The organism is Bradyrhizobium sp. 132 (assembly GCF_023074185.1).
Lineage (GTDB): Bacteria > Pseudomonadota > Alphaproteobacteria > Rhizobiales > Xanthobacteraceae > Bradyrhizobium.
Window position 1 is genome coordinate 147,400 of the sequence record NZ_JADPKY010000158.1, and the last position, 20,963, is coordinate 168,362.

Consider the following 20,963-nt stretch of genomic DNA (forward strand, 5'->3'; position numbering starts at 1 on the left):
CGGCAACCGGTCCGACCTTTAACAGACAGATGGGAATTTGCCGATGCAGGGCTTCGATACCGAATTGCGCAATCGTGTCATCAAGCTGGTGAAGGGCATTCTCGCACAGAATTCGCTTGCCGCTGACGTCACGCCGCAGGCCAAGCTCGTCGACGTCGGCCTGACCTCGATGGACATGGTCAATCTGATGCTCGGCGTCGAAGCCGAGTTCGACTTCACGATTCCCCAGTCCGAGATCACACCGGAGAACTTCCAGTCCATCGAGACGCTGGAGCGCATGGTGGCGACCCAGCTGCAGCCGGCGACCGCGGCCTAGTCAGCCCCTCCGGGACGACACGGAATATGCGGCGTCGCTCCTCACAGCATCGACACCCCGCCCACCACCCCCGTTCCAAAAGCGCCGCAAAACTGGCATAGCTTCTCCACGGGATCGCGATGGCGCGAACGGGGTGGAGCAGGCATGACGCAGGCGGTACTGGGCATCATAGGCGGCTCCGGCATCTACGATCTGCCGGGACTCGAGGACGCTCGCGAAGAGGTGATCAAGAGCCCTTGGGGTGAGCCGTCGGCGTCCTTGCGGCGCGGCTCCATGGCCGGCCTGCCGATCGTGTTCCTGCCGCGCCATGACAAAGGCCACCGGCTGTCTCCTTCCGACATCAACTATCGCGCCAATATCGACGTCCTGAAGCGCGCCGGCGTCACCGATCTGATCTCGCTGTCGGCCTGCGGCTCGTTCAGGGAGGAGCTGCCGCCCGGTACCTTCGTTCTCGTCGACCAGTTCGTCGATCGCACCCACAAGCGCGAGAGCTCGTTCTTCGGCCGGGGCTGCGTCGCGCATGTGTCGATGGCGCACCCGGTCTCGCCGCGCTTGCGTATTCATCTTGCCGCGGCCGCTGAAGCCGAGGGCATCGCGTTTGCGCGCGGCGGCACCTATGTCTGCATGGAGGGACCGCAATTCTCCACCTATGCGGAAAGCATGACCTACAAGACACTGGGTTATTCCGTGATCGGCATGACCAACATGCCTGAAGCGAAACTCGCGCGTGAGGCGGAGCTTTGCTACGCCACCGTCGCGATGGTGACGGATTTCGACTGCTGGCATCCCGATCATGACGCCGTCACCGTGCAGGACATCATCCGCGTGCTCAGCTCGAACGCCGACAAGGCGAAGGCGCTGGTGGCGCGGCTGGCCAAGGATTTCCCGCGCGAGCATGAACCGTGTCCGATCGGTTCGGACCGCGCGCTCGACACTGCGCTCATCACCGTGCCCGAGGCGCGCGATCCCGAACTTTTGAAGAAGCTCGATGCGGTGGCCGGCCGCATCCTGCGGGCGTGATACGAAAGGCAGAATGCCATGAAGGTCGACGGCAAGCATTTCCGCAGCATCTGGCGTGAGCGCGACGGCTGGTCGGTCGGCGCGATAGACCAGCGCCGGCTGCCGCATGAGTTCATCATTGCAAAGCTGGCCTCGTGCGAGGACGCGGCCCTCGCCATCCGCGACATGCTGGTGCGCGGGGCGCCGCTGATCGGCGCGACCGCAGCTTACGGCATGGCGCTCGCGATGCGCGAGGATGCCTCCGACGCCGGCCTTAGGCGCGCTTACGATACACTCGTGGTGGCGCGGCCGACCGCGATCAATCTGAAATGGGCGCTGGACGAGATGCGCGCGACGCTCGCGCCGGTCGATCCGCTGGAGCGGGCGGAGGCCGCCTATGCGCGCGCCGACGAGATCGTCGAGCAGGATGTCGAGATCAACCGTGGCATCGCTGGCAACGGCTTGAAGCTCATCGAGGCGATCGTCGCCAAGAAGAAGCCGGGCGAGACCGTCAATTTGCTGACGCATTGCAATGCCGGCTGGCTTGCCACCGTCGACTGGGGCACGGCAACAGCGCCGATCTATCTGGCGCATGAGCGCGGCATCAAGGTCCATGTCTGGGTCGACGAGACGCGTCCGCGCAACCAGGGTGCCTCGCTCACGGCCTGGGAGCTCGGCCATCACGGTGTGCCGCATACGGTTATTCCCGACAACACCGGCGGGCATCTGATGCAGCATGGCATGGTCGATCTCGCCATCGTGGGCACCGATCGCGTTGCCGCCAATGGCGATGTCTGCAACAAGATCGGCACTTATCTGAAGGCGCTCGCCGCGCACGACAATAACGTGCCGTTCTATGTCGCGCTGCCGTCGCCGACGATCGATTTCGCCGTTGATGACGGCATCCGCGACATCCCGATCGAGCAGCGCAGCGGCACGGAGGTGACCGACATGACCGGCCGCACCGCGGATGGACGGCTGGAGACGGTGCGGATCGTGCCGGAGGGTTCGCCGGTCGCGAACTACGCGTTCGACGTGACCCCGGCGCGGCTCGTCACCGGCCTCATCACCGAGCGGGGCGTGCTGAAGCCGGATCGTGCGTCGCTCGCCGCGGCGTTTCCGGAGCGGATCGCTACGGCGGCGGCGGCTGATTAGGATGTGTAATCCCTCACCCTGAGGAGCCGCGCTTGCGTGGCGTCTCGAAGGGCGAGGGCCACGAGCGGAGCCTTCATCCTTCGAGACGCGCGCAAGGGCGCGCTCCTCAGGATGAGGGTTTGTAAGCGTCGCTAGCTCAGCCTTAATCCCGTCGCGGCTTCCAGTTCGGCGATCGCCTGGGCGCCGCTGGTGACCTTGATCGTGGTCATGCCCATCTCGCGCGCGGGCTTCAGATTGACGCCGAGATCGTCGAGATAGACGCAGTTGTTCGGATCAACCTTCAGCGTCTCGACCATCAGCTGATAAATGCGCGGGTCGGGCTTGCGCAGGCCGATCTTGGCGGACTCGATGACATGATCGAACAGCACCATCACCTCGGCGACATAGAGTGAGCGCCCGGTCATGCTGCCGATCGCATTGGCCGGCAAATTGTTGGTAATGCAGCCGGTCTTGAATTGCGCCTTGATGCGCTTCAGCGCCTCGACTATCTCGGGGCGCAGATCGCCCTGCAGCAGCGGCAGCACGTCACGCCCGCGCACTTCCGCGCCGAGCGCCAGTGACTCCGTCGCGAACAGCTTGTCGAATGTGTCGATATCGACTTCGGCGCGCTCGAACTTGGCCCAGGCGTTTTCCAGATGATTGGCGGCGTTGGTCCGCCGGATGATGTCGATGGGCAGGCCGCGTTCCGCCTCGTACCGCGCGAAGGCTTCGAATGGCGAACTCGTCAGCACACCGCCAAAATCAAAGATCACAGCCTCGATCGTCACTGCCCTGCCCTCGTCAATTCCTTTCCAAGAGCGCTAGCATGCGCTATCGGCAAGGACCAGTCCGAAGCGATCCTCCGCATTCACCGACGCCAAAGCGTGTTCCCATGAAGAAGCTTGCAACCCTCATCACAGCCGCTCTGCTGCTCGCCACGCCCGCTTATGCCATCGTGGGTGGCGGCACGCCGCAGACCGATGGTGCCGCGCGCGCAGTCGTCACCATCGTCGGCTCGCGCGGTAATTTCTGCACGGGCAGCCTGATCGCGCCAAAGCTGGTGCTGACGGTCGCCCACTGCGTGCAGCCCGGCGCGGACTACAAGATTGTCGATCGCGGTGTCGACGGTCAGCCGCAATTACTGAATGTGCGCACCGTTGCGATCCATCCGAACTTCAACATGCAGGCGATGCAGGCGCACCGCGCCACCGCGGACGTGGCATTGCTGCAACTGGAAATTCCACTCAAGGGAAAATCGACGGTGCCGGTCGGCGCGCCGACTATTCCGATCCAGGCCGGCAGCAGCTTCGTCGTCGCCGGCATCGGCGTCACCGTGCGCGGCGATGGCAAGAGTGGCGGTGTGACGCGTGTCGCCGGTCTCGTTGCCACAGGGCAGCCCGGCACGCTCCAGATCCGGCTGGTCGATCCGGTAACTAACGGTGTTCGCGACGGAATTGGCGCCTGCACCGGCGATTCCGGCGGCCCGGTGTTCGAGGACAGGCCGAACGGGCCTGTGCTTGTCGGCGTCATCAGTTGGTCCACCGGGCCGAACGGCGCCGCCGGCTGCGGCGGATTGACCGGGGTCACGCCGCTCACGCTCTATCGCGACTGGATATTGCGGACCGCGCGGGGCTGGGGTGCGACGCTGTGATTTGACCGCGATTTGATCTATGCCATTTTAAAGCGGAAGCGCGATGGGCGACCACGCCCGTCGCGGAGGAAACGCGCCGTCCGATCAAGGGCGGCCACAAAAACAAGCAAGGCAAGTAGCAACAATGAATGTCGCTGTTCGCAGTCACGCCACGACCAAACAAGCTTCTGAACATTTCGATGTGCTGATCGTCGGCGCCGGCATCTCTGGCATCGGCAGCGCCTATCACATGACAAAGCAGCTTCCGGGCGCGAGCTTCGTCATCCTGGAAACGCAGGCGACGTTCGGAGGCACCTGGACCACGCATCGCTATCCCGGCATCCGCTCGGACAGCGATCTCCACACCTTCGGTTATAGCTTCAAGCCCTGGGTCGGACCGCCGATCGCAACCGCCGAGGAAATCCTCACCTACATGAACGAGGTGATCGACGACAACGATATCGCCCGCCACATCCGCTATAAGCACAAGATCATTTCGGCGAGCTGGTCGAGCGAGCAGAATCTCTGGACCATCGAGGCGGTGACGACCGACACCGGGGAATCGAAAACTTTCACGGCGAACTTCCTGTGGATGTGCCAGGGCTATTACCGCCATTCGGAAGGCTACACGCCGGAATGGAAGGGCACGGACCGCTTCAAGGGCCGCATCGTTCATCCGCAGACCTGGCCTGAAGATATCGACCTCACGAACAAGAAGGTCGTCGTGATCGGCTCGGGCGCGACGGCCGCAACGCTGGTTCCGAATATTGCGGACAAATGCGCGCATGTCACCATGCTGCAGCGGTCGCCGACCTATTTTCGCCTCGGCCGCAACGCAATCGAGATCGCGGAGGAGCTGCGCAGGCTTCAGGTCGACGAGGAATGGATCCACGAGATCGTCCGGCGCAAAATCCTGTTCGAGCAGGACGCGTTCACCAAGCTTTGCCTGTCAAAGCCCGAGCAGGTGAAGCAGGAGCTGATCGGCCAGATCAGCGCGGTGCTCGGTCCGGACTACGATGTCGACACACATTTCACACCGAGCTACCGGCCGTGGCGGCAGCGCATCGCCTTCGTGCCCGATGCCGATCTGTTCAAGGGCATCGCCAGCGGCAAGGCGTCCGTCGTCACCGACGAGATCGAGTGCTTCGTCGAGAACGGCATCCAGCTCAAATCGGGCAAAGTGCTGGAAGCGGACATCATCGTCACCGCGACCGGTTTCCATCTCGCAGCTCTCGGCGACATCGCCTTCGAGATCGACGGTAAGCCGCTTGCCTTCGGCGACACCGTGACCTATCGCGGCATGATGTTTACGGGCGTGCCCAACCTGGTTTGGGTGTTCGGCTATTTCCGCGCCAGCTGGACGCTGCGCGTCGATCTCGTCGCCGACTTCGTCTGTCGCCTGATCGGACACATGAAGGGGAAGGGCGCGAAGAAGGTCGAGGTGAGCTTGCGCCCTGAGGACCACAACATGCCGATCCTGCCCTGGATCGATCCGGAAAACTTCAACCCGGGCTACATGATGCGCAACATGGACCTGCTGCCGAAGCGCGGCGACAAGCCGGAATGGCAGCACAGCCAGGACTACTGGACCGAGAAGGACGAAATCCCGAAGACGGATCTGGATGACGCGGCGTTTGTGTATGGCTGAGGATAGCTTGTGCTAGCGGCGGACGACGCCATTTATTCGACTGGCAACGTCTCACCTCATTCGCAGCAAGACTACGAATTCCGCCGCGTCGCATTGGTCGCAATCGCCGCCGCGGCGGTGCGGTTCTCCACGCCGAGCTTGGCGTAGATCTGCTCCAGATGCTTGTCGACCGTGCGCGGGCTCAGGCCCAGAATCTGCGCGATGTCGCGGTGGGTCTTGCCTTTGCTGAGCCAGGCCAGCACCTCGCCTTCGCGGGTGGTGAGGCCGAGCTCGCTGGTGCCGGCAAGCAGCACTATCTCGACGTCACCATTGGCGCCACAGGCCATCGCGCGCATGAAACAGCGCGTGCGCGAGCTGACCCGGCGCAGTGCCGGACGAAGCCTCGCGCAGGTGTGCAAACCGCGCCGCCGAACAACCACTTCAAACAGCTGGGAGTCCCCAAACTTGCCAGTTGACCTAAACCCATCGAACCGCCCGGTGCGGACCCGCATGCCGGGTGGTGTGGCAGGGGACGCGGAGATACCATCTCCGCGCCCCTATGCCGATTGAAGTTGAAGACGCCATGGCTGGCGACGAACGTCGCTCTGGGCTGCCAGCCATCAATGTGAACGGCCGTACACGCGCGTAGACATTCTCACGCAGGACCACGCGTGTGGAATGCGAATTTATGGTGCAAAACCGTGGCGCGGTTGCAACATCATCTGCTGAATCAACCCAAATTGTACCTCGGACAGCCATTCCGCGGATTCCGTAGTTTGACGGAGGGAACTAGTCGCTTAGTTTGCCGGCGGCGCGGCTGAGGCGCCGCTAACGAGGGCGCTGGGGTGGAGTTTCGATCGCAGTCGGGCGGACAGAACCGGCTGCGCATGGGTGCTGCCGGGTCGTCCGTCGTTGCGGTTCTGTTCGGCTTCTGCTTGTCGACGCACCCCGCCGGCGCGCAGCAGGTCTTCAACGGATCGCAGACCACTCCGAACGGTGCCATCAACGGCGGCGGCGGGGTGTGGGACACGACCATCACGAATTGGAGCGACGTCTTCGGTTCGACCAGCAGCGCCTACGATCCTGCGTCAGCCGGCACGATATTCGGCTACTCGGGAGTCTCGACACCGGCTACGGCCGGCACCGTGACGGTCGCGCCAAGTGGCGTCCAGCTCACTGGTCTCTTGGGCTTCGACATTACCGCGGATAATTCGGTCTACACCATCCAGGGTGGCGACCTGAGGCTCGCCTCGGGTGGGACGACGTTCTACACCGCCGATGTCACCGGCACCACGGATCCGTCCGCCGTCATCGCATCCCGCATCGTCGGCAGTGGCGGAATCTCCGTGCAGGCGCCGGGTATATTGGCGCTGCTTGGCGCCAACACCTATACCGGCGACACCTTCATTTGCTCCTGCGCGTCATTGCAGCTCGGCGACGCGACGCATACTGCGAGCATCCTCGGCGCCGTTACCAACGAAGGTACGTTCAATATCGTCAATGCCAACACCACTGGTATTACGTCGATCCTGAACGACGGAATTGGTGCTATCACGACGTTCCTGAATGCGACCAGCGCCAGTTCGATCGCGATTGCCAACAATGGCGGCCAGATTTATTTCGGTTCGTTCGGTGGGATCGACACGGCGACCGCGGGCGACGCGACCATCCTCAACGATGCCGGTGTGACTATCTTCTTCGCCAAGACCACGGCTGGTTCGGCCACGATCACCAATGATAACGGTGGGACGCTCTTCCTGGACCAGTCCTCGGCCGGCTCTGCGACCATCATCAACCAAAACTTCGGCTTCACCTGGTTCGGTCAATCTCCGACCGATACGGTGAGCGCCGGGAATGCTACAATCATCAATAACGCCGACGGTTTGACTGAGTTCAACGGCTATTCCACCGCAGGCAACGCCACTATCGTCACCAAAAGCGGCGGCGAGACAGATTTCTTTGACAACGCGACCGGCGGGAACGCGCGTTTCATCACGAACGGTACCGGCATCGTCGATTTCAGTGGCAGCTTCGGTCCAAATGGCGACGGTCGCATCACCGCGGGCTCCATCGAAGGTTCGGGCAACTATTACATCGGTGCCGGCAACACGCTCGTCGTCGGCAGCAACAATCTCTCAACGGAAGTTAGTGGCGTTATCGCCGACTCCTGCGGCTGCGGTCCCGGCTCTGGCTCCTTGGAAAAAGTCGGTAGCGGGACGCTGATCCTTTCGGGTACGAATACCTATACTGGCACGACGACGGTGAATGGCGGCATCCTGCGGGTCGATGGTGACATCTCCCAATCGAGCCTGACCACCGTGAAGGCGGGCGGCGCACTGTTCGGCGCCGGGATCGTCGGTAACACCACCATTGCTGCCGGCGGCATCTATGCGCCCGGCGACGGCGGGCCGGGCTCGAGCATGGCGGTTCTCGGTGACCTCGCGTTCCAGTCTGGCGCGCTCTACCTCGTGCAGGTCGGTAGCGGAACCACCGCCAGCTTTGCCAATGTTTTCGGCAACGCCGGCCTGAATGGCACCGTCGGCGTCTCGCTGTACGCTGGCAGCACCATCTTGCCGCAATACAAGATCATGCAGTTTTCCGGCGCTGCCACCGATAACTTTGCCGGTGTCGCCGCTCCCGGCGGCCTGATTGGTACGACGACCGTAGATTCTGCCGGCACTGTCTATCTCAATTTCACACTGGACTATGGCGCGAAATACGCCCTCAACGTCAATCAGAAGAACGTCGCCACCACGCTTCAGAATTTCTTCAACGCGAACGGCTTTCTGCAAGCGGAATTCGCGGGCCTCGGCCCGGCCGGCCTGACACAGGCCTCCGGCGAGCCGGCGACGGGTTCGCAGCAGGCGACCTTCAGCGCGATGAACCTGTTCCTCGGCCTGCTCACCGACGTGTTTGGCTCGGGGCGTAGCGGGACGCCGGGTGCGACGCCCTTCGCCGACGAGACGAGCGCGAACGCGTATGCCGCGACCGGCAAGAGCGCACGCGACGCCCTTGCCTCGATCTATCGCAAGGCGCCGCCGGCGAATTTCGAACAACGTTGGGACGTGTGGGCTGCCGGCTATGGTGGCTCGCAGACCAGCGACGGCAATGCCGGCCTCGGCTCAAACAACACCAGCAGCAGCGTCTACGGGACCGCCGTCGGCCTCGACTACCGCTTCTCGCCGTCGACGATCGCCGGCTTTGCGCTTGCGGGCGGGGCGACCGGCTTCAACGTCAACGGGCTCGGCTGGGGCCGCTCCGATCTGTTCCAGGCCGGCGCCTTCGTGCGTCATACCGCCGGACCAGCCTATATCACGGCCGCGCTGGCCTATGGCTGGCAGGACGTCACGACCAACCGCATCGTCACCGCCGCGGGTGTCGATCAGTTGCGTGCGCAGTTCAACGCCAACGCGCTCTCGGGCCGCATCGAGGGCGGCTATCGCCATGCCTCGCAGTGGATCGGCCTCACGCCCTATGCGGCGCTCCAGGCCACCGTGTTCAGCCTTCCGAGCTATTCAGAGTTCGCGGTGGTCGGCAGCAACGTCTTCGCGCTGAATTATGCCGCCAAGGACGTGACCAGCACCCGCACCGAGCTCGGCCTGCGCGCGGACAAGTCATTCGCCGCGGCCGGCGGCCTGATGACTCTGCGCGGCCGCGTCGCCTGGGCGCATGACTACAATCCGGATCGCACCGTCGGTGCGGTCTTCCAGACGTTGCCGGGATCGGCATTCGTGGTGAACGGCGCCGCTCAGGCGCACGATTCCGCGCTGACCACAGCGGCGGTGCAGATGAGCTGGATGAACGGCTGGTCTGCGTCGGCGACCTTCGAGGGCGAGTTCTCGAACGTCACCCGCTCCTACGCCGGCAAAGGTGTCGTTCGCTACGCCTGGTAGGCTTTACCGCTTCTGCTGCGTGGGCTTGCGCGGCGGGCGCGGGGCGGCGGCGGGGGCGGACGTCCCGCTCATCTTGTTGGCGGCCTCGCTGACGTCGAGCAGCGAGCGACGGATGTCCTCTAGGAAATTCGCCGATTTCTTTCTCATGGTGTCGGCGAGCTCGTGCAATCCCTGTATCTTTTCGAACAGCTCATCCGCCTTACCATCGGCGAAGCCGGGCACTACGCCCTCGATCTTTGTGACCGCCTTGTCGAAGCCCGCGAAAGCGCTGTCGACCTTGGCCATGACGGAATCGATTTCGCCGCCCTTGCTCCTGAGATCGGCGGTGTAGTTCTCGAACGTGCGCAGGCCCTCCTTGATCGCCGGGGCGTTGCTGACGATGGTGCGATCGACACCATGCAGGGTGTCGACGATGGATTCGGCGTCGCTGAGATCGGCGGTCAGCACGGGGATGCCGTCGGCGTCGAGCGGCACCGGCGGAGCGGAGGGGGCGCCGCCGATCAGCGACACCGCGGCGACGCCGGTAAGGCCTTGGAACTCGATGCCGGCCACGGTGTCCTTGCGGATCGGCGCTGCATTATCGAGCGACACGAGCGCCACGACCTTGCGGGGATTGTCGAGCTTGATCGACAGGATCTGGCCGGCGGGAACACCGTCGAAATTGACCGGCCCGCCGCGGCGCAGTCCGCTGGCCGAGCCGCCCTCGAACACCACGCGCAACTGGCTGCGGCTCTGGGCGGTGCGCCATTTCTGCACACCAAGCAGGCCGCCGAACGCCACGGCGATCACCGCCAGCGTCGCCGTTCCGATCACCAGATTGCTCGCGCGTGCCATGCAGGGTGATTTTACGGCCAAAGCGGGGAAGTTGGAAGGATGATGCTGCGGCCGTAATCCTAAGTGGGACGGTTAGGGAAGCGTAACCCGCCACTTCCTCTCGCGTTTGTCGCAAGGATTGGCGGATTACGCTGCGCTAATCCGCCTTACGCGACATCAATGCCCGGCGGCGCGTTTGGCCGCAGCATTGTTCAGCACGATCAGGGCATCGACGGCGACGCCTGTTTTGGCATTGATTAGGAACGGATTGACGTCGATCGAGGCGATCCGGTCGCCGGCGTCCGCGATCAGATTGGACAGGCCGACCAGCGCTTTCACCGCGGAGGCCTCGTGCAAGGCCGGCTTGCCGCGATACCCACGCATCTTGATGCCGGCCTTGGTGCGGCCGATCAGAAGCCGCGCCTCGGCCTCGTCCAGTGGCGCACCGGCGAGCGCCACGTCCTTCATCAGCTCGATGTCGATGCCGCCGGTGCCGAACAGCACGACCGGACCCATTTCGGCATCGAGCGAGGCCCCGACCACGAGCTCGAGATCGGCCTTGACCTGTTGCGCGATCAGAATGCCGTCAAGCTTCGGTTTGCCCTTCTGCTTGTTCACCCGCGCGGTGATGTCGGCGAACGCCTTTTTGACCTCGGCCGGGTTGTTGAGATTCAGCACCACGCCGCCGATGTCTGATTTGTGCAGAATCTCGGCGCTGACGAGTTTGGCCACGACAGGGAAGCCGATCTGCTTGGCGATCTTCACGGCCTCGGCTGCCGTCTGTGCGATTGCCTCCTTCGAGATCGGGATGCCATAGGCCTTCAGGAGCCTCTTGGAGGCGACCTCGTCGAGCGCGGCGCCGGTTGCCGATTTCAGCGCCTTTTCGAGCACGGCACGCGCGGCAGGCTTCGAGCTGGAGACGATATCGGGCACTTCCTTGCGCAGCTTGGCGTAGTCGAGCAGCGACTTGATCGCGGTCACCGCGCGATCCATCCCCTGCATGACAGCGAGATGCGGCAGCGATTTGCGCAAGGTCTTGGTGAACTCGGTGAAGCCGATCGACATCGCGCTGATATAGATCACCGGCTTGCCGGCCCGGCTCGCCATTTCGTTGACGATGCGCAGGTTGCGCTCGCGCAGCTCGTGCGGCGCCTTTGGCAGCTCCGCATCGATGATGACGATATCGATATCGGGGTCTTCGATCATCAGCTCGATCGATTTCATGTAGACGGAGGGATCGACCACCGCCGCAAAGCCGGCGTCGAGCGGATTGCCGACGATCGAGCCTGGGCCGAGCATTTTTGCCAACTCGGAGCCGACGTGCGGGCTTAGCGGCGCAAAATTCAGGCCTGCGGCATAGAAGGCGTCGAGCAGCATGCCACGCTTACCGCCAGATAGCGTCACCGCGGCAAGCCGGTCGCCTTCGGGCACCGCGGCATGGACGAAGCATTCCGTGGTCTCGATCAACTCGTCGAGCCCGCCGACTCTGATCACTCCTTCGCGCGTTGCGATGGCGTCGAACGTCTCGATCGAGCCCGCGAGCGCGCCGGTGTGCGCCATCGCCGCCGCGCGGCCGCCCTCGGAGGCCCCGAGCTTGAGCGCGATCACCGGTTTGCTCGCGGCGCGCGCCGCCTTGCAGGCGTCCCGGAAAGCCTTGGTGTTGCGCACGCCTTCGAGGTAAACCACGATCACCTTGATGCTCGGATCCTCGGCGAAATAGCGCATCAGGTCCGGCGTCTCGAGCCCGGCCTCGTTGCCGGTCGTCACCATGTAGCCGACCCCGACGCCGCGATCTTCCAGTGCCTGGCGGATCGCCATGACGATGGCGCCCGATTGTCCGGCAATCGCCACCGCTCCCTGTTCCATGGTGACGATACGGTCGTCGATATTGGTGAAGAGCTTTTCGCCGGCGCTCAAATTGCCGAGGCAGTTCGGGCCGGTGACCGCCAATCCCGTCTCGCGCACGGCCGCTTGCAGTTCAGCGGCGAGCTTCTGGCTTTCCTCATCCTGCAACTCGCTGAAGCCCGAGGTGACGATGGTGGCCGAGCGCGCGCCGGCCGCGGCGGCATCGCGGATCACCTGCACGGCAAAGCGCGCCGGGACCAGCACCAGCACGTGATCGGGCTTTTCCGGGAGGCTGGCAAAGTCTTTGTAGCAGGGGACGCCCCAAATGCTGTCGCGTTTGGTGTTGACCGGATAGAGCCCGCCCTCGTAGCCGTATTTGACCAGATTGTTCCAGATGCGCTCGGCATAGTTGCCGGGCTTGTCGGTCGCGCCCACCAGCACGATGTTGTGCGGGTGCAGCATGGCGTGGATGCGCTTGACGATATCGTTCGCATCGGGCGGTGGAGACCACGGGCGCGGAGAAACGGACGCAGCAGACACCGGGGCTTCCATGGCGTGACCTCACCTGTTGTTGTTCTTGGCGGCGCGTCACGCTGTTCTATGGGGAGTTGTTGGGAGTGGCAACCGTAAGCGTGTTAATGCCGCGCGATGGAATGAGCGATGCATCCTGCACCAGAACATCGTCTCGTGCGGAATGTAGTCGGCATATCGCAACGCCTCGCCGTCATGGGGCGGTAGCACGGCGCGGCCCACTTCGAGTCCCTCGCGATCGACGAAGACGCGGTGGCCGTAGACAAGGTCGATATGCGGATGGGCCATGAAGTAGTTCGCGACACAGGCAAGTGTCCCGGGCAGCAGCATGTCGTCGCTGTTGAGATAGGCCATGATCTCGCTATCGCTGCCGGCGAAGCCGAGATTGATGGCGCTGGACTGCCCCTTGTCTGGTTCGCTCTTCCAACTCAGGCTTTCGCCGCGGCTCTTCAGGAGATCGAGCGTGCCGTCGATCGAGGCGCCGTCCTGCACGTGATAATTCAGGTTCGGATAGGTCTACCGGCGAGGACGCCAGTTCAGCGCTTCCATGAGCGGGAACGTCCGGTGGATCGGGTACGGATTGAGGGGGCGATTACTCCCGGACGGGCCGATTGCAAACTGCTATTCATAGGCTGCCATCAAGGTGGCATGCAGCACGTAGCGCTCCGGACCGGACGTGACGGCGTCGAACGGCCAGCAGGTGGCGAGCACGAGTTCGGCATCCCGTGCCGCAGGATCGATGCCCGAGGCATCGAAGCGAACCACAGCGGAGGAATCCGCGCGATAGCGAAAGTGTTCACCGGCACTGCGTGTGACATCGATCACATCACCAATGGCGACATTCCGCAGGAAACGGAAATGAGTGTCGCGGTGCGCTGCATATACGGCAACACCACGCTCGCCCGCGTCAGCCGTTTGGCGGATATGGCCGGGTCCAAAAGCAAGCGCCTGGCCGCTGATACCTTCCAGCACAATCGCGCTGGCGCCGATCCGCCTCACCTCGATCCGCGCGACCGGCCAGGTATCAGCCCATGACCATGGCTTGACCACCTCGCCGGTCGCAACGCTCCGGTCGAACGCGTGCTCCAGCAGCACCTGCGCGAGCCACGCTTTGGCATGGATATAGGCGCCGTCGCCGAACAGGATGACGCCGATCAGCGCGAGAACCATGGGAGAGATGAAGCGGGGCATGGCATATTTTCCCGTCATTGCGAGGAGCGAAGCGACGAAGCAATCCGGACTGCGTCCCTGGAGGGATTTCTGGATTGCTTCGCTTCGCTCGCAAACTGCGAATTCGGTTGAGGCGGCATGTTCAAAAAAGGCGCGCGCGGTCGTTGCTTTGGGACGGGCAGCCGCGCGCGCTAACAGAGGAGATCGGGGGGCTCCTCTCTCAAGCGACGTCAGTGAGCAAGGTCTGACGTCGGTCGAACACGAACAGGATCAGGGCGAGCACGACCAGCATCAGGCCTGCGATCATCTTCAACTCGGCCGATGTCGCGGTCTTGGGCAGGCGGATCGCATCCGGTGCGGCGGGTGTCGGCCGCCTCGTGGCCGGCTGGTTGCGGGCATCGGCGTGACGTTCGCGGAGCTGCGTCGGGACCTGCGGTCGTTCGCCAAAGACCTTCGCGAAATCCCAGCCGGCCGGCAGGTTGATCGGCAATTCGCTGAGCTTGAGCGGCTCGCCTTCGGGACGGCTCGGCGTTTTGTCCACCGCGACGAGGCTGGTGAGCCGCGTGACGATCTGATGGTCGAGCGCCAGCGTCAGGATCGCCTTGTCGGAGTCTTCGGGAGTCATCTCGTGCAGGGTGCGCGCCACTTCGGCATCGTCGATCTTGCGCTTGGCCCAGAGCTTCGACAGGCCTTTGCCTTCGGCTGCATTTTGCAGCGGCAGCGTCACCGACCATGGACGGTCGCCGACGCGGCCCCTAATCTCGACCGAGCCTGCGAGCTTGTCGAGCTTTGCCGCCAGCACCAGCGGCTCGTCGCGATAGACGTCGGGAATGATCGCCGGTGTGACGTCGGGCTTTGCTTCGGAGAACTTTGCGCTGAGGCCGGTCACGGCCGGGTTCTCGAGCTTGGTGAACAGGCCGCGCATGCGCTCCTCGACCTGCTCGACGGAGCCGATATGAGTGAAGGCACCGCGACCGAGCTCGGCGGCGCGCGTCATCAGATAGGTGTTGGGCGCGGACCCGATGCCGACCATGAACACGCGCGAGCGGGCGCGCATCGCCGTAATCGTTTCGAACAATTGCTGCTCGTTGCCGATCGCGCCGTCGGTCAAGAACACGATTTGGCGAACCATGCCGGTATCGCCGAGCTTGTCGGTCAGCGCGGCCCGCATCGCCGGCACCATCTCGGTGCCGCCACGCGCCTGCAGCGCACTGACGAACGAGGTGGCTTCACCGACGCGCGCGGCATCCGCCGGCACGGAGGCCGGAAACAGCACGTCCATGGTGTCGTCGAAACGGATGACGTTGAAACGGTCGGTCGGCTGGAGACGGGAGAGCGCGTAGGTGAGGCTCGCCTTGGCCTGAACGATCGACGTGCCGCCCATCGAGCCGGAATTGTCGATCACGAACACCACTTCGCGCGGCAGTAGCTTCTGCGTTGCCTGCTCGGCGGCGGGCGGAGTGACGAAAGCGAGCAAATAATCGGCGTCGCCGACGCGTTCGCGGAACAGACCGACCGACGGCGCCTTTACAGCGGCCGGCTTCCAGGTCAGTTCGAAATCGCGGTCGGCAGGCACGGCACCGTCGGCAAGCGTAACGATTCGCGTCGTGTCGTCCGGATTCGCGACCTTGACGTTATGGTGCGGGCTCTTGACCTCGCCGAGCGCAAAGCCGGCATTCAGGCGCACCCTGATGCTGGTCGGATTGACCGGCGCATTCCTGGCGGGATCCAGCACGGGCGGGGAGATACGGTCGCGGTCCGGCACCGGGTCCGAATTCGTCGCGCCCCAACCGGAGCCGTCGTTGCGGAAGTCGACGCTCTGGACGATCGGCGTCGGATTGTAGCGTGGTCCGACCACCAGCGGCAGGCGCAGCGAATATTCGTTGCCGGATTGGTGCACCGGCTCCTGATATTCGATCTGCACCAGCACGGTTTCGCCGGGGCCGATATTGGCGACCGAGTTGGTGAAGATGTTCGGCCGCTCCTGTTCGGTGAGCGCGGCCTTCCGGCCGGCGCGGCGCGCCGCTTCATAGATCACGCGCGCCTGCTGCCGCTCCTTGATGTCGCCGATGATGACGCGGTCGCCGACCACCATCTTCAGCGTATCGACGGCACCGCCGGTGGGGAGCGGATAGACATAGGTCGCCTCGACCCAGTCGCTGGTCGGGTTGCGGAAGACTTGAGTGACGCGGGAGCGCAGCGTCGGGCCCGATACCGTGATGTCGACGTCGATGCCGAGGCGGATCGCTTCGGTGTAGGCGCCGTCCTCCTTCAGGAGGAGAGATCCGGATTTGGCGTCGCCGGGCTGGAGCAGGCTGGCCTGCTCCGTCGTCGCCGACCAGCCCGGCTCGAAGCTCACCAGCAGCGCCACGAAGGCGACCAGCGCCACCGCGATGCCCTGCACCAGAAGAAACAATCCGACCTTGATCAGCCGCCCCAGCATGGGGTGCTCGTCGCTCTCCATCGTGTCGTAGGTGTCCATTTGGCCTGCTCCCACAGCATGTTTGCTGGTTCTCAGCATCCGCCGGGACGGCCCGATTTCGCGAGCAGAATGATCGGCAATGTTCCGCCGCGGCTGGCCCGCGTTGGCCGCCTCTGCGGCAGCCAAGTGTGATTTTGTGCTGGTTTGTCCGCCCTGCTAGAATGGCCGTCCTGGAGCGGGGCCACGATGCAGACCCAAGACAAATTCGCCGACAAGCAGCTTTCGGACGAGCAGAGCCGCGAGATTGCGGAAACCATTCGCGAGGAGCTGGCCAGACGCCGGATCTCGCGGCAGGCGCTGGCCGAGCAGGCCAAGCTCAGCCTGTCGACGCTGGAGAAGGTGCTCGGCGGCCGGCGGCCGTTCACGCTGGCGACCACGGTGCGGCTGGAGCAGGCGCTGGGCGTCTCCTTGCGCAAGAGTCCCGTCGTGGCGACGCCTCCGGCCGCAAGCGATGTCGCGCCTGATAGCCTCGGCTCCTATGCCCATCGCGCGGTGACCTGGATCGAGGACGTCTACATCACGCTGCGCCCGTCGTTCGGCGACAAGGACGCAATCTTCGCCTACCGCACCGAGATCGTCTGGGAGCCAAAGGTCTCTTCACTGGTATTCCGCGAGGGTGAGCGGACCGATGCCGCCTATGAGCACACCGGCGAGGTCGCGGTGCCGCATCAGTCCGGCTTCATCTATCTCGTCATCATCAAGCACGGCCAGCATCGCGTGATCACAGTGTCGCGGCCGACGGTTGCGGGCGAGATGTACGGAATCATATCGACGCTCCGCGCCGGCCCCGGCTCGCAGCTGACGCCGATCGCAGCGCCGATCGCCTACGTGCCGCTCCGGAACTTCCCGAAGCCCTCGCTGGGACGGGTCGCGCCCGGCGACGCCAATCATGAATTGTACCAAAAGCATCTGCGTCGCACGGTCGACGAATCGTTCGCGCTGTTTCTGTCGGCATAGTCCGCGAGCACTATCCGGAATGGCATCGCAAACGTCTATGAAAGAAGGCATGCAGGACGTGCCCGCACCATTCGGCGGTGAATCGCCGCTGTTCTCCGTCATCATCCCCCTCGAACATTATCGCGGACAGCGGGAGCTGTCCTGGCGTGGCAGAGGCCGCCATGTACCAGGCCGACATCGAGTTCGGCATGAAGCAACATCCCTGGCGCTAGGTGCTGGATCAGTGCTTCTCGGCGCGCGCACAGCAGCGCGTCTCGCGGCCGCACGCGCGCGCGGTCTTGACCGCGCTGAAGCGCGTCGGGTCAAGTCACACGTTCCGCTGGAGCGAGCCGCAGGCTGCCGTGCGGATCAAGGGAGAGCCGGGCCACAACACCGTCCGCCTTCCGAGCCCTGCGCTTCGCGCGCCACTTGACAGGATCGGAACGCATTTCTACCTCGACGGCGCGCCGATCGATCCCGAAGCGATCGTGACCGGTTGCGACAGCTACACGCTGAGTGTCGATTTTCCGCCAACCGGCATCGCCACTCTTGCGTGGTCATGCCCCGTGCTCAGGGGTCTCGGAGATTCGCGTCGCCTCGGCCTGTCCCATCGTGGCGATCGACGTTGGCCAGGACATCCCGCAGGCTGAATGCGCCGAAAGAGAATAGCGGCCCTTCGGCCGCTATTCTGCATCTGCATATATTTTCAGTCGAACTAGCCGCCTGTCTCGGCGCTGATGATATCGCCGAACAGCTCCCACTGGCCCTTCTTGAACCGCCACATTTTGAGCTGCTCGATCGGCGCGAAGTCCGTGGACGAGGTGTTGATCTTGATGCCCGGGATCAGCGTGTCGGGGACGAAGTCCTTGAGGCTCGCGGCCTGCTTCATCACGTTCTCACGGGTCAGATTGTCGCCCGACTGCTTCAGCACCTGCACCATGGTCTGGGCCGCGGCATAGGCGTACACCAGATTAGCGTCCGAAATGTTCGCACCGGGCATGTATTTGTCGACGAAGACCATGAATTTCTTCATACCCTCATCGTCCTTCCACTGCGGATCCGACGCGTCCTTCAGGTAGCCGGCCGACAGCACACCTTCGGATGCCTCGAGGCCGGCCGGCTTCATCACCGCGCCGATCGACACCGAGACGTCGGTCATCAGGTGCATCGGCTTCCACTCCAGTTCCGCAATCTTCTTGATCGCCTGTGCCGCAAACTTCGGGGTCGCGATGTTGACGAAGACGTCGGCGCCGGTGCCCTTGAGCTTGACGATATGGGCATCGATCGAAGGCTCCGATGTCTCGTAACTCTCTTCCGCCACGATCATTTTCGATGCCTTGTCGCCGAACACGTCCTTGATGCCGGCGAGGTAGTCTTTGCCGAAATCGTCATTGGCATAGAAGATCGCGACCTTCGCGTCCGGCTTCTCCTTCAAAATATACTTGGCGAAGATCTGTGCCTCGACGCGGTAGCTGGGCTGGAAGCCCATGGTCCAGGGAAAGTTCTTCGGATCGTTCCACTTGCTGGCACCTGTGGCGAGAAACAGTTGCGGCACTTTCTTGGAATTGTGATATTTCTGCACGGCGGTCTGGGTTGGCGTGCCCAGCGCGTTGAACACCAGAAAGACCTCGTCGCTCTCGATCAGCTTGCGGATCTGCTCAACGGTCTTCGGCGGCGAGTAGCCGTCATCGTAGGAGATCCAGTTGATCTTGCGGCCATTGATGCCACCCTGATCGTTGATCATCTTGAAATAGGCTTCCTCGGTCTTGCCGATGACGCCGTAGGCGGAAGCCGGGCCGGAATAGGCCTCGACATTGCCGATCTTGATCTCGGTGTCGGTGACACCGGTGTCGTACGCTTTTTGCGCATACGCGGTTTGGGTTGTGAGCAGCGCCAACGCTGTTGTTGCGGCAAGCAGGGAGAGTTTCTTGTTCATGAAAATTCCTTGAAATTCCTTGGGGTTCTTCCGGGTTGGAGCAGGCACGTCGAAAAAAGAAAAGCGCCCGCGAGTGGGGCGCTTTGATCAGGCGTTGGCGGCTTTCTTGTCGACTTCCGAGGCCACCGAAAACTCCTTGCGCAACGTCGGCTTGTGGATCTTTCCGGTGGCGTTGCGAGGCAGCGCGTCGACGAAGTGAACCCGTCGCGGGCATTTGAAGCGCGCGAGATTCGCCGCACAATGCGCGAACACATCGGCTTCGGTCAGCTTTTGGCCCGGCTTGACCGCGACGATGGCGAGGCCGGCCTCGCCCCATTGCGCGTCGGTCACGCCGATCACGGCAGCTTCCGCGATGGCCGTGAGCTGATGCAGGACGTTCTCGACCTCGGCCGGATAGACGTTCTCGCCGCCGGAGATGTACATGTCCTTCCAGCGGTCGACGATATAGTAGAAGCCTTCTTCGTCGACGCGTGTCGCGTCGCCCGTGTGCAGCCATCCGTCGGTGAACGACGTTTTGTTCGCCTCGGGCTTGTTCCAGTAGCCGGGCGTGATGTTCGGTCCCTTGACCCAGAGTTCACCGAGCTCGCCGACATCGGCGTCGCTGCCATCGGGACGCACGATGCGCACTTCCGTGTGCAGCACCGGCTTGCCGGCGGAGCCGGCCTTCCGTGCCGCATCCTCGCGGTCGAGCACCAGCACGGCCGGCGAGGTCTCGGTCATGCCGTAGCCCTGCTGGAGCGCGACGCCGCGCGCCTCCCACACCTTGAGCAGAGGTACCGGCATCGGAGCGCCGCCGACACCGCCAACGATCAGCCGGCCGAGATCGGTGGTCGCGAACGCCGGATGCTGCGCCATGAACTGGTAGATCGCGGGCACGCCGAAGAACACGTTGATGCCCTGCGCGGGATCGTTGATCAGGCCGAGCGCCGTGCCGGGATCAAAGGCGCGCATGATCATCACGGCACCGCCGGCGTGCAGCACCGGATTGGTGTAGCAATTCAGCCCGCCGGTGTGGAACAGCGGCAGCACGGTGAGCAGCACCGAGGACGGTCCGATGCAGGCAGGGCCGCCGAGATTGACGCAATTCCAGAAGGTCATGCCATGGGTGATGGTCGCGCCCTTGGGATGTCCCGTGGTGCCCGACGTGTACATGATGGTCGAAACATCATCGAGCGTGACCTCCTCGATTGCCTCGAGCGGCTTTGCCGCCGCGATGCCGGCCTCGTAAGAGCCGCCGGGCCCGAGCAGCAGGCTGCTGGTGACGCCGCACAGTCTCGCCACTGCGAGCGCCGTCTCGGCCAGATCGGTATCGTGGATCATCACCTTCGGCGCACAGTCGCCGGTAATGAACTGAAGCTCGGGAACGGTGAGGCGGGTGTTCAGGGGCACGAAGATCGCGCCGAGCCGGCCGCAGGCAAACTGCACCTCCAGCGTATCGGTCGTGTTCAGCGCCAGCACCGCGACGCGGTCGCCGCGCGAGACCTTCAGCGTATGACGCAAAAATGAAGCGAGACGAGAAATACGCGCATCCAGCTGCGCATAGGTGAAGCGCCGCTCGCTCGCGAGATCAATCACCGCAACCTTGTTCGGCGTGCGGCGGCCATGATGGACGATCCAGTCGTAGTAACGAACGGCCAAAATTCCTCCCTTG

The 20,963-nt window shown here is 63.5% G+C and carries 15 protein-coding genes and 2 pseudogenes; 8 read left to right on the forward strand and 9 right to left on the reverse strand.

Annotated features, from left to right (window positions below; all coding sequences use genetic code 11):
- Positions 1-43: 43 nt before the first annotated feature.
- The 3 genes from IVA74_RS34500 to mtnA all read left to right on the forward strand — a co-directional run bounded on the left by IVA74_RS34500 (position 44) and on the right by mtnA (position 2,470).
- The gene (locus IVA74_RS34500) at positions 44-316 is read left to right on the forward strand and encodes a phosphopantetheine-binding protein (protein ID WP_247351734.1); all 273 of its coding nucleotides are present in this window, start codon (positions 44-46) and stop codon (positions 314-316) included.
- Between the two features lie 144 nt (positions 317-460).
- Complete coding sequence (locus IVA74_RS34505; RefSeq protein WP_247351737.1) at positions 461-1,336, forward strand: S-methyl-5'-thioadenosine phosphorylase; 876 nt, start codon at positions 461-463, stop codon at positions 1,334-1,336.
- An 18-nt stretch (positions 1,337-1,354) separates the two neighbouring features.
- Entirely contained in the window at positions 1,355-2,470 is a 1,116-nt protein-coding gene (gene mtnA / locus IVA74_RS34510) for an S-methyl-5-thioribose-1-phosphate isomerase (RefSeq protein ID WP_247351739.1), read from the forward strand.
- A gap of 131 nt (positions 2,471-2,601) precedes the next feature.
- Here the strand turns inward: mtnA and IVA74_RS34515 are convergent, their stop codons facing one another.
- Positions 2,602-3,237: an HAD-IA family hydrolase gene (locus tag IVA74_RS34515; RefSeq protein ID WP_247351741.1), complete on the reverse strand. Its 636-nt coding sequence runs from the start codon at positions 3,235-3,237 to the stop codon at positions 2,602-2,604.
- 104 nt (positions 3,238-3,341) lie between these two features.
- Between IVA74_RS34515 and IVA74_RS34520 the strand changes: the two genes are divergently transcribed.
- Both IVA74_RS34520 and IVA74_RS34525 read left to right on the forward strand, forming a co-directional pair.
- On the forward strand, positions 3,342-4,100 hold the full coding sequence (locus tag IVA74_RS34520; RefSeq protein ID WP_247351742.1) for a trypsin-like serine protease: 759 nt from the start codon (positions 3,342-3,344) through the stop codon (positions 4,098-4,100).
- A gap of 124 nt (positions 4,101-4,224) precedes the next feature.
- Positions 4,225-5,727: an NAD(P)/FAD-dependent oxidoreductase gene (locus IVA74_RS34525; protein WP_247351744.1), complete on the forward strand. Its 1,503-nt coding sequence runs from the start codon at positions 4,225-4,227 to the stop codon at positions 5,725-5,727.
- A 71-nt stretch (positions 5,728-5,798) separates the two neighbouring features.
- On the opposite strand, the pseudogene IVA74_RS34530 reads toward IVA74_RS34525, so the two are convergent.
- Positions 5,799-6,005: pseudogene (locus IVA74_RS34530) on the reverse strand (helix-turn-helix transcriptional regulator); the annotation flags it as partial.
- A gap of 546 nt (positions 6,006-6,551) precedes the next feature.
- Here IVA74_RS34530 and IVA74_RS34535 point away from each other — a divergent pair.
- Complete coding sequence (locus IVA74_RS34535) at positions 6,552-9,599, forward strand: autotransporter domain-containing protein (protein WP_346730997.1); 3,048 nt, start codon at positions 6,552-6,554, stop codon at positions 9,597-9,599.
- Positions 9,600-9,602: 3 nt separating this feature from the next.
- Here the strand turns inward: IVA74_RS34535 and IVA74_RS34540 are convergent, their stop codons facing one another.
- The 5 genes and pseudogenes from IVA74_RS34540 to IVA74_RS34560 all read right to left on the reverse strand — a co-directional run bounded on the left by IVA74_RS34540 (position 9,603) and on the right by IVA74_RS34560 (position 16,440).
- Complete coding sequence (locus IVA74_RS34540) at positions 9,603-10,433, reverse strand: MlaD family protein (RefSeq protein WP_247351746.1); 831 nt, start codon at positions 10,431-10,433, stop codon at positions 9,603-9,605.
- 156 nt (positions 10,434-10,589) lie between these two features.
- Positions 10,590-12,809: an acetate--CoA ligase family protein gene (locus tag IVA74_RS34545; RefSeq protein ID WP_247351748.1), complete on the reverse strand. Its 2,220-nt coding sequence runs from the start codon at positions 12,807-12,809 to the stop codon at positions 10,590-10,592.
- Between the two features lie 36 nt (positions 12,810-12,845).
- A pseudogene (locus IVA74_RS34550) lies at positions 12,846-13,301 on the reverse strand (glycosyltransferase); the annotation flags it as partial.
- A 108-nt stretch (positions 13,302-13,409) separates the two neighbouring features.
- Positions 13,410-13,979: a class GN sortase gene (locus IVA74_RS34555; protein ID WP_247351753.1), complete on the reverse strand. Its 570-nt coding sequence runs from the start codon at positions 13,977-13,979 to the stop codon at positions 13,410-13,412.
- Positions 13,980-14,178: 199 nt separating this feature from the next.
- Positions 14,179-16,440, reverse strand: coding sequence for a marine proteobacterial sortase target protein (locus tag IVA74_RS34560; protein ID WP_247351755.1), 2,262 nt, complete (start codon positions 16,438-16,440; stop codon positions 14,179-14,181).
- Positions 16,441-16,626: 186 nt separating this feature from the next.
- On the opposite strand from IVA74_RS34560, the gene IVA74_RS34565 reads away from it, so the two are divergent.
- Entirely contained in the window at positions 16,627-17,397 is a 771-nt protein-coding gene (locus IVA74_RS34565) for a helix-turn-helix transcriptional regulator (protein WP_247351757.1), read from the forward strand.
- Between the two features lie 212 nt (positions 17,398-17,609).
- Positions 17,610-18,026 carry a hypothetical protein gene (locus IVA74_RS34570; RefSeq protein WP_247351758.1) on the forward strand — a complete coding sequence of 139 codons (417 nt, stop codon included), beginning with the start codon at positions 17,610-17,612 and terminating at the stop codon, positions 18,024-18,026.
- Between the two features lie 65 nt (positions 18,027-18,091).
- Here the strand turns inward: IVA74_RS34570 and IVA74_RS34575 are convergent, their stop codons facing one another.
- The gene (locus tag IVA74_RS34575) at positions 18,092-19,312 is read right to left on the reverse strand and encodes an ABC transporter substrate-binding protein (protein WP_247351760.1); all 1,221 of its coding nucleotides are present in this window, start codon (positions 19,310-19,312) and stop codon (positions 18,092-18,094) included.
- An 87-nt stretch (positions 19,313-19,399) separates the two neighbouring features.
- Positions 19,400-20,950 carry a long-chain fatty acid--CoA ligase gene (locus IVA74_RS34580; protein ID WP_247351762.1) on the reverse strand — a complete coding sequence of 517 codons (1,551 nt, stop codon included), beginning with the start codon at positions 20,948-20,950 and terminating at the stop codon, positions 19,400-19,402.
- Between the last annotated feature and the right edge of the window lie 13 nt (positions 20,951-20,963).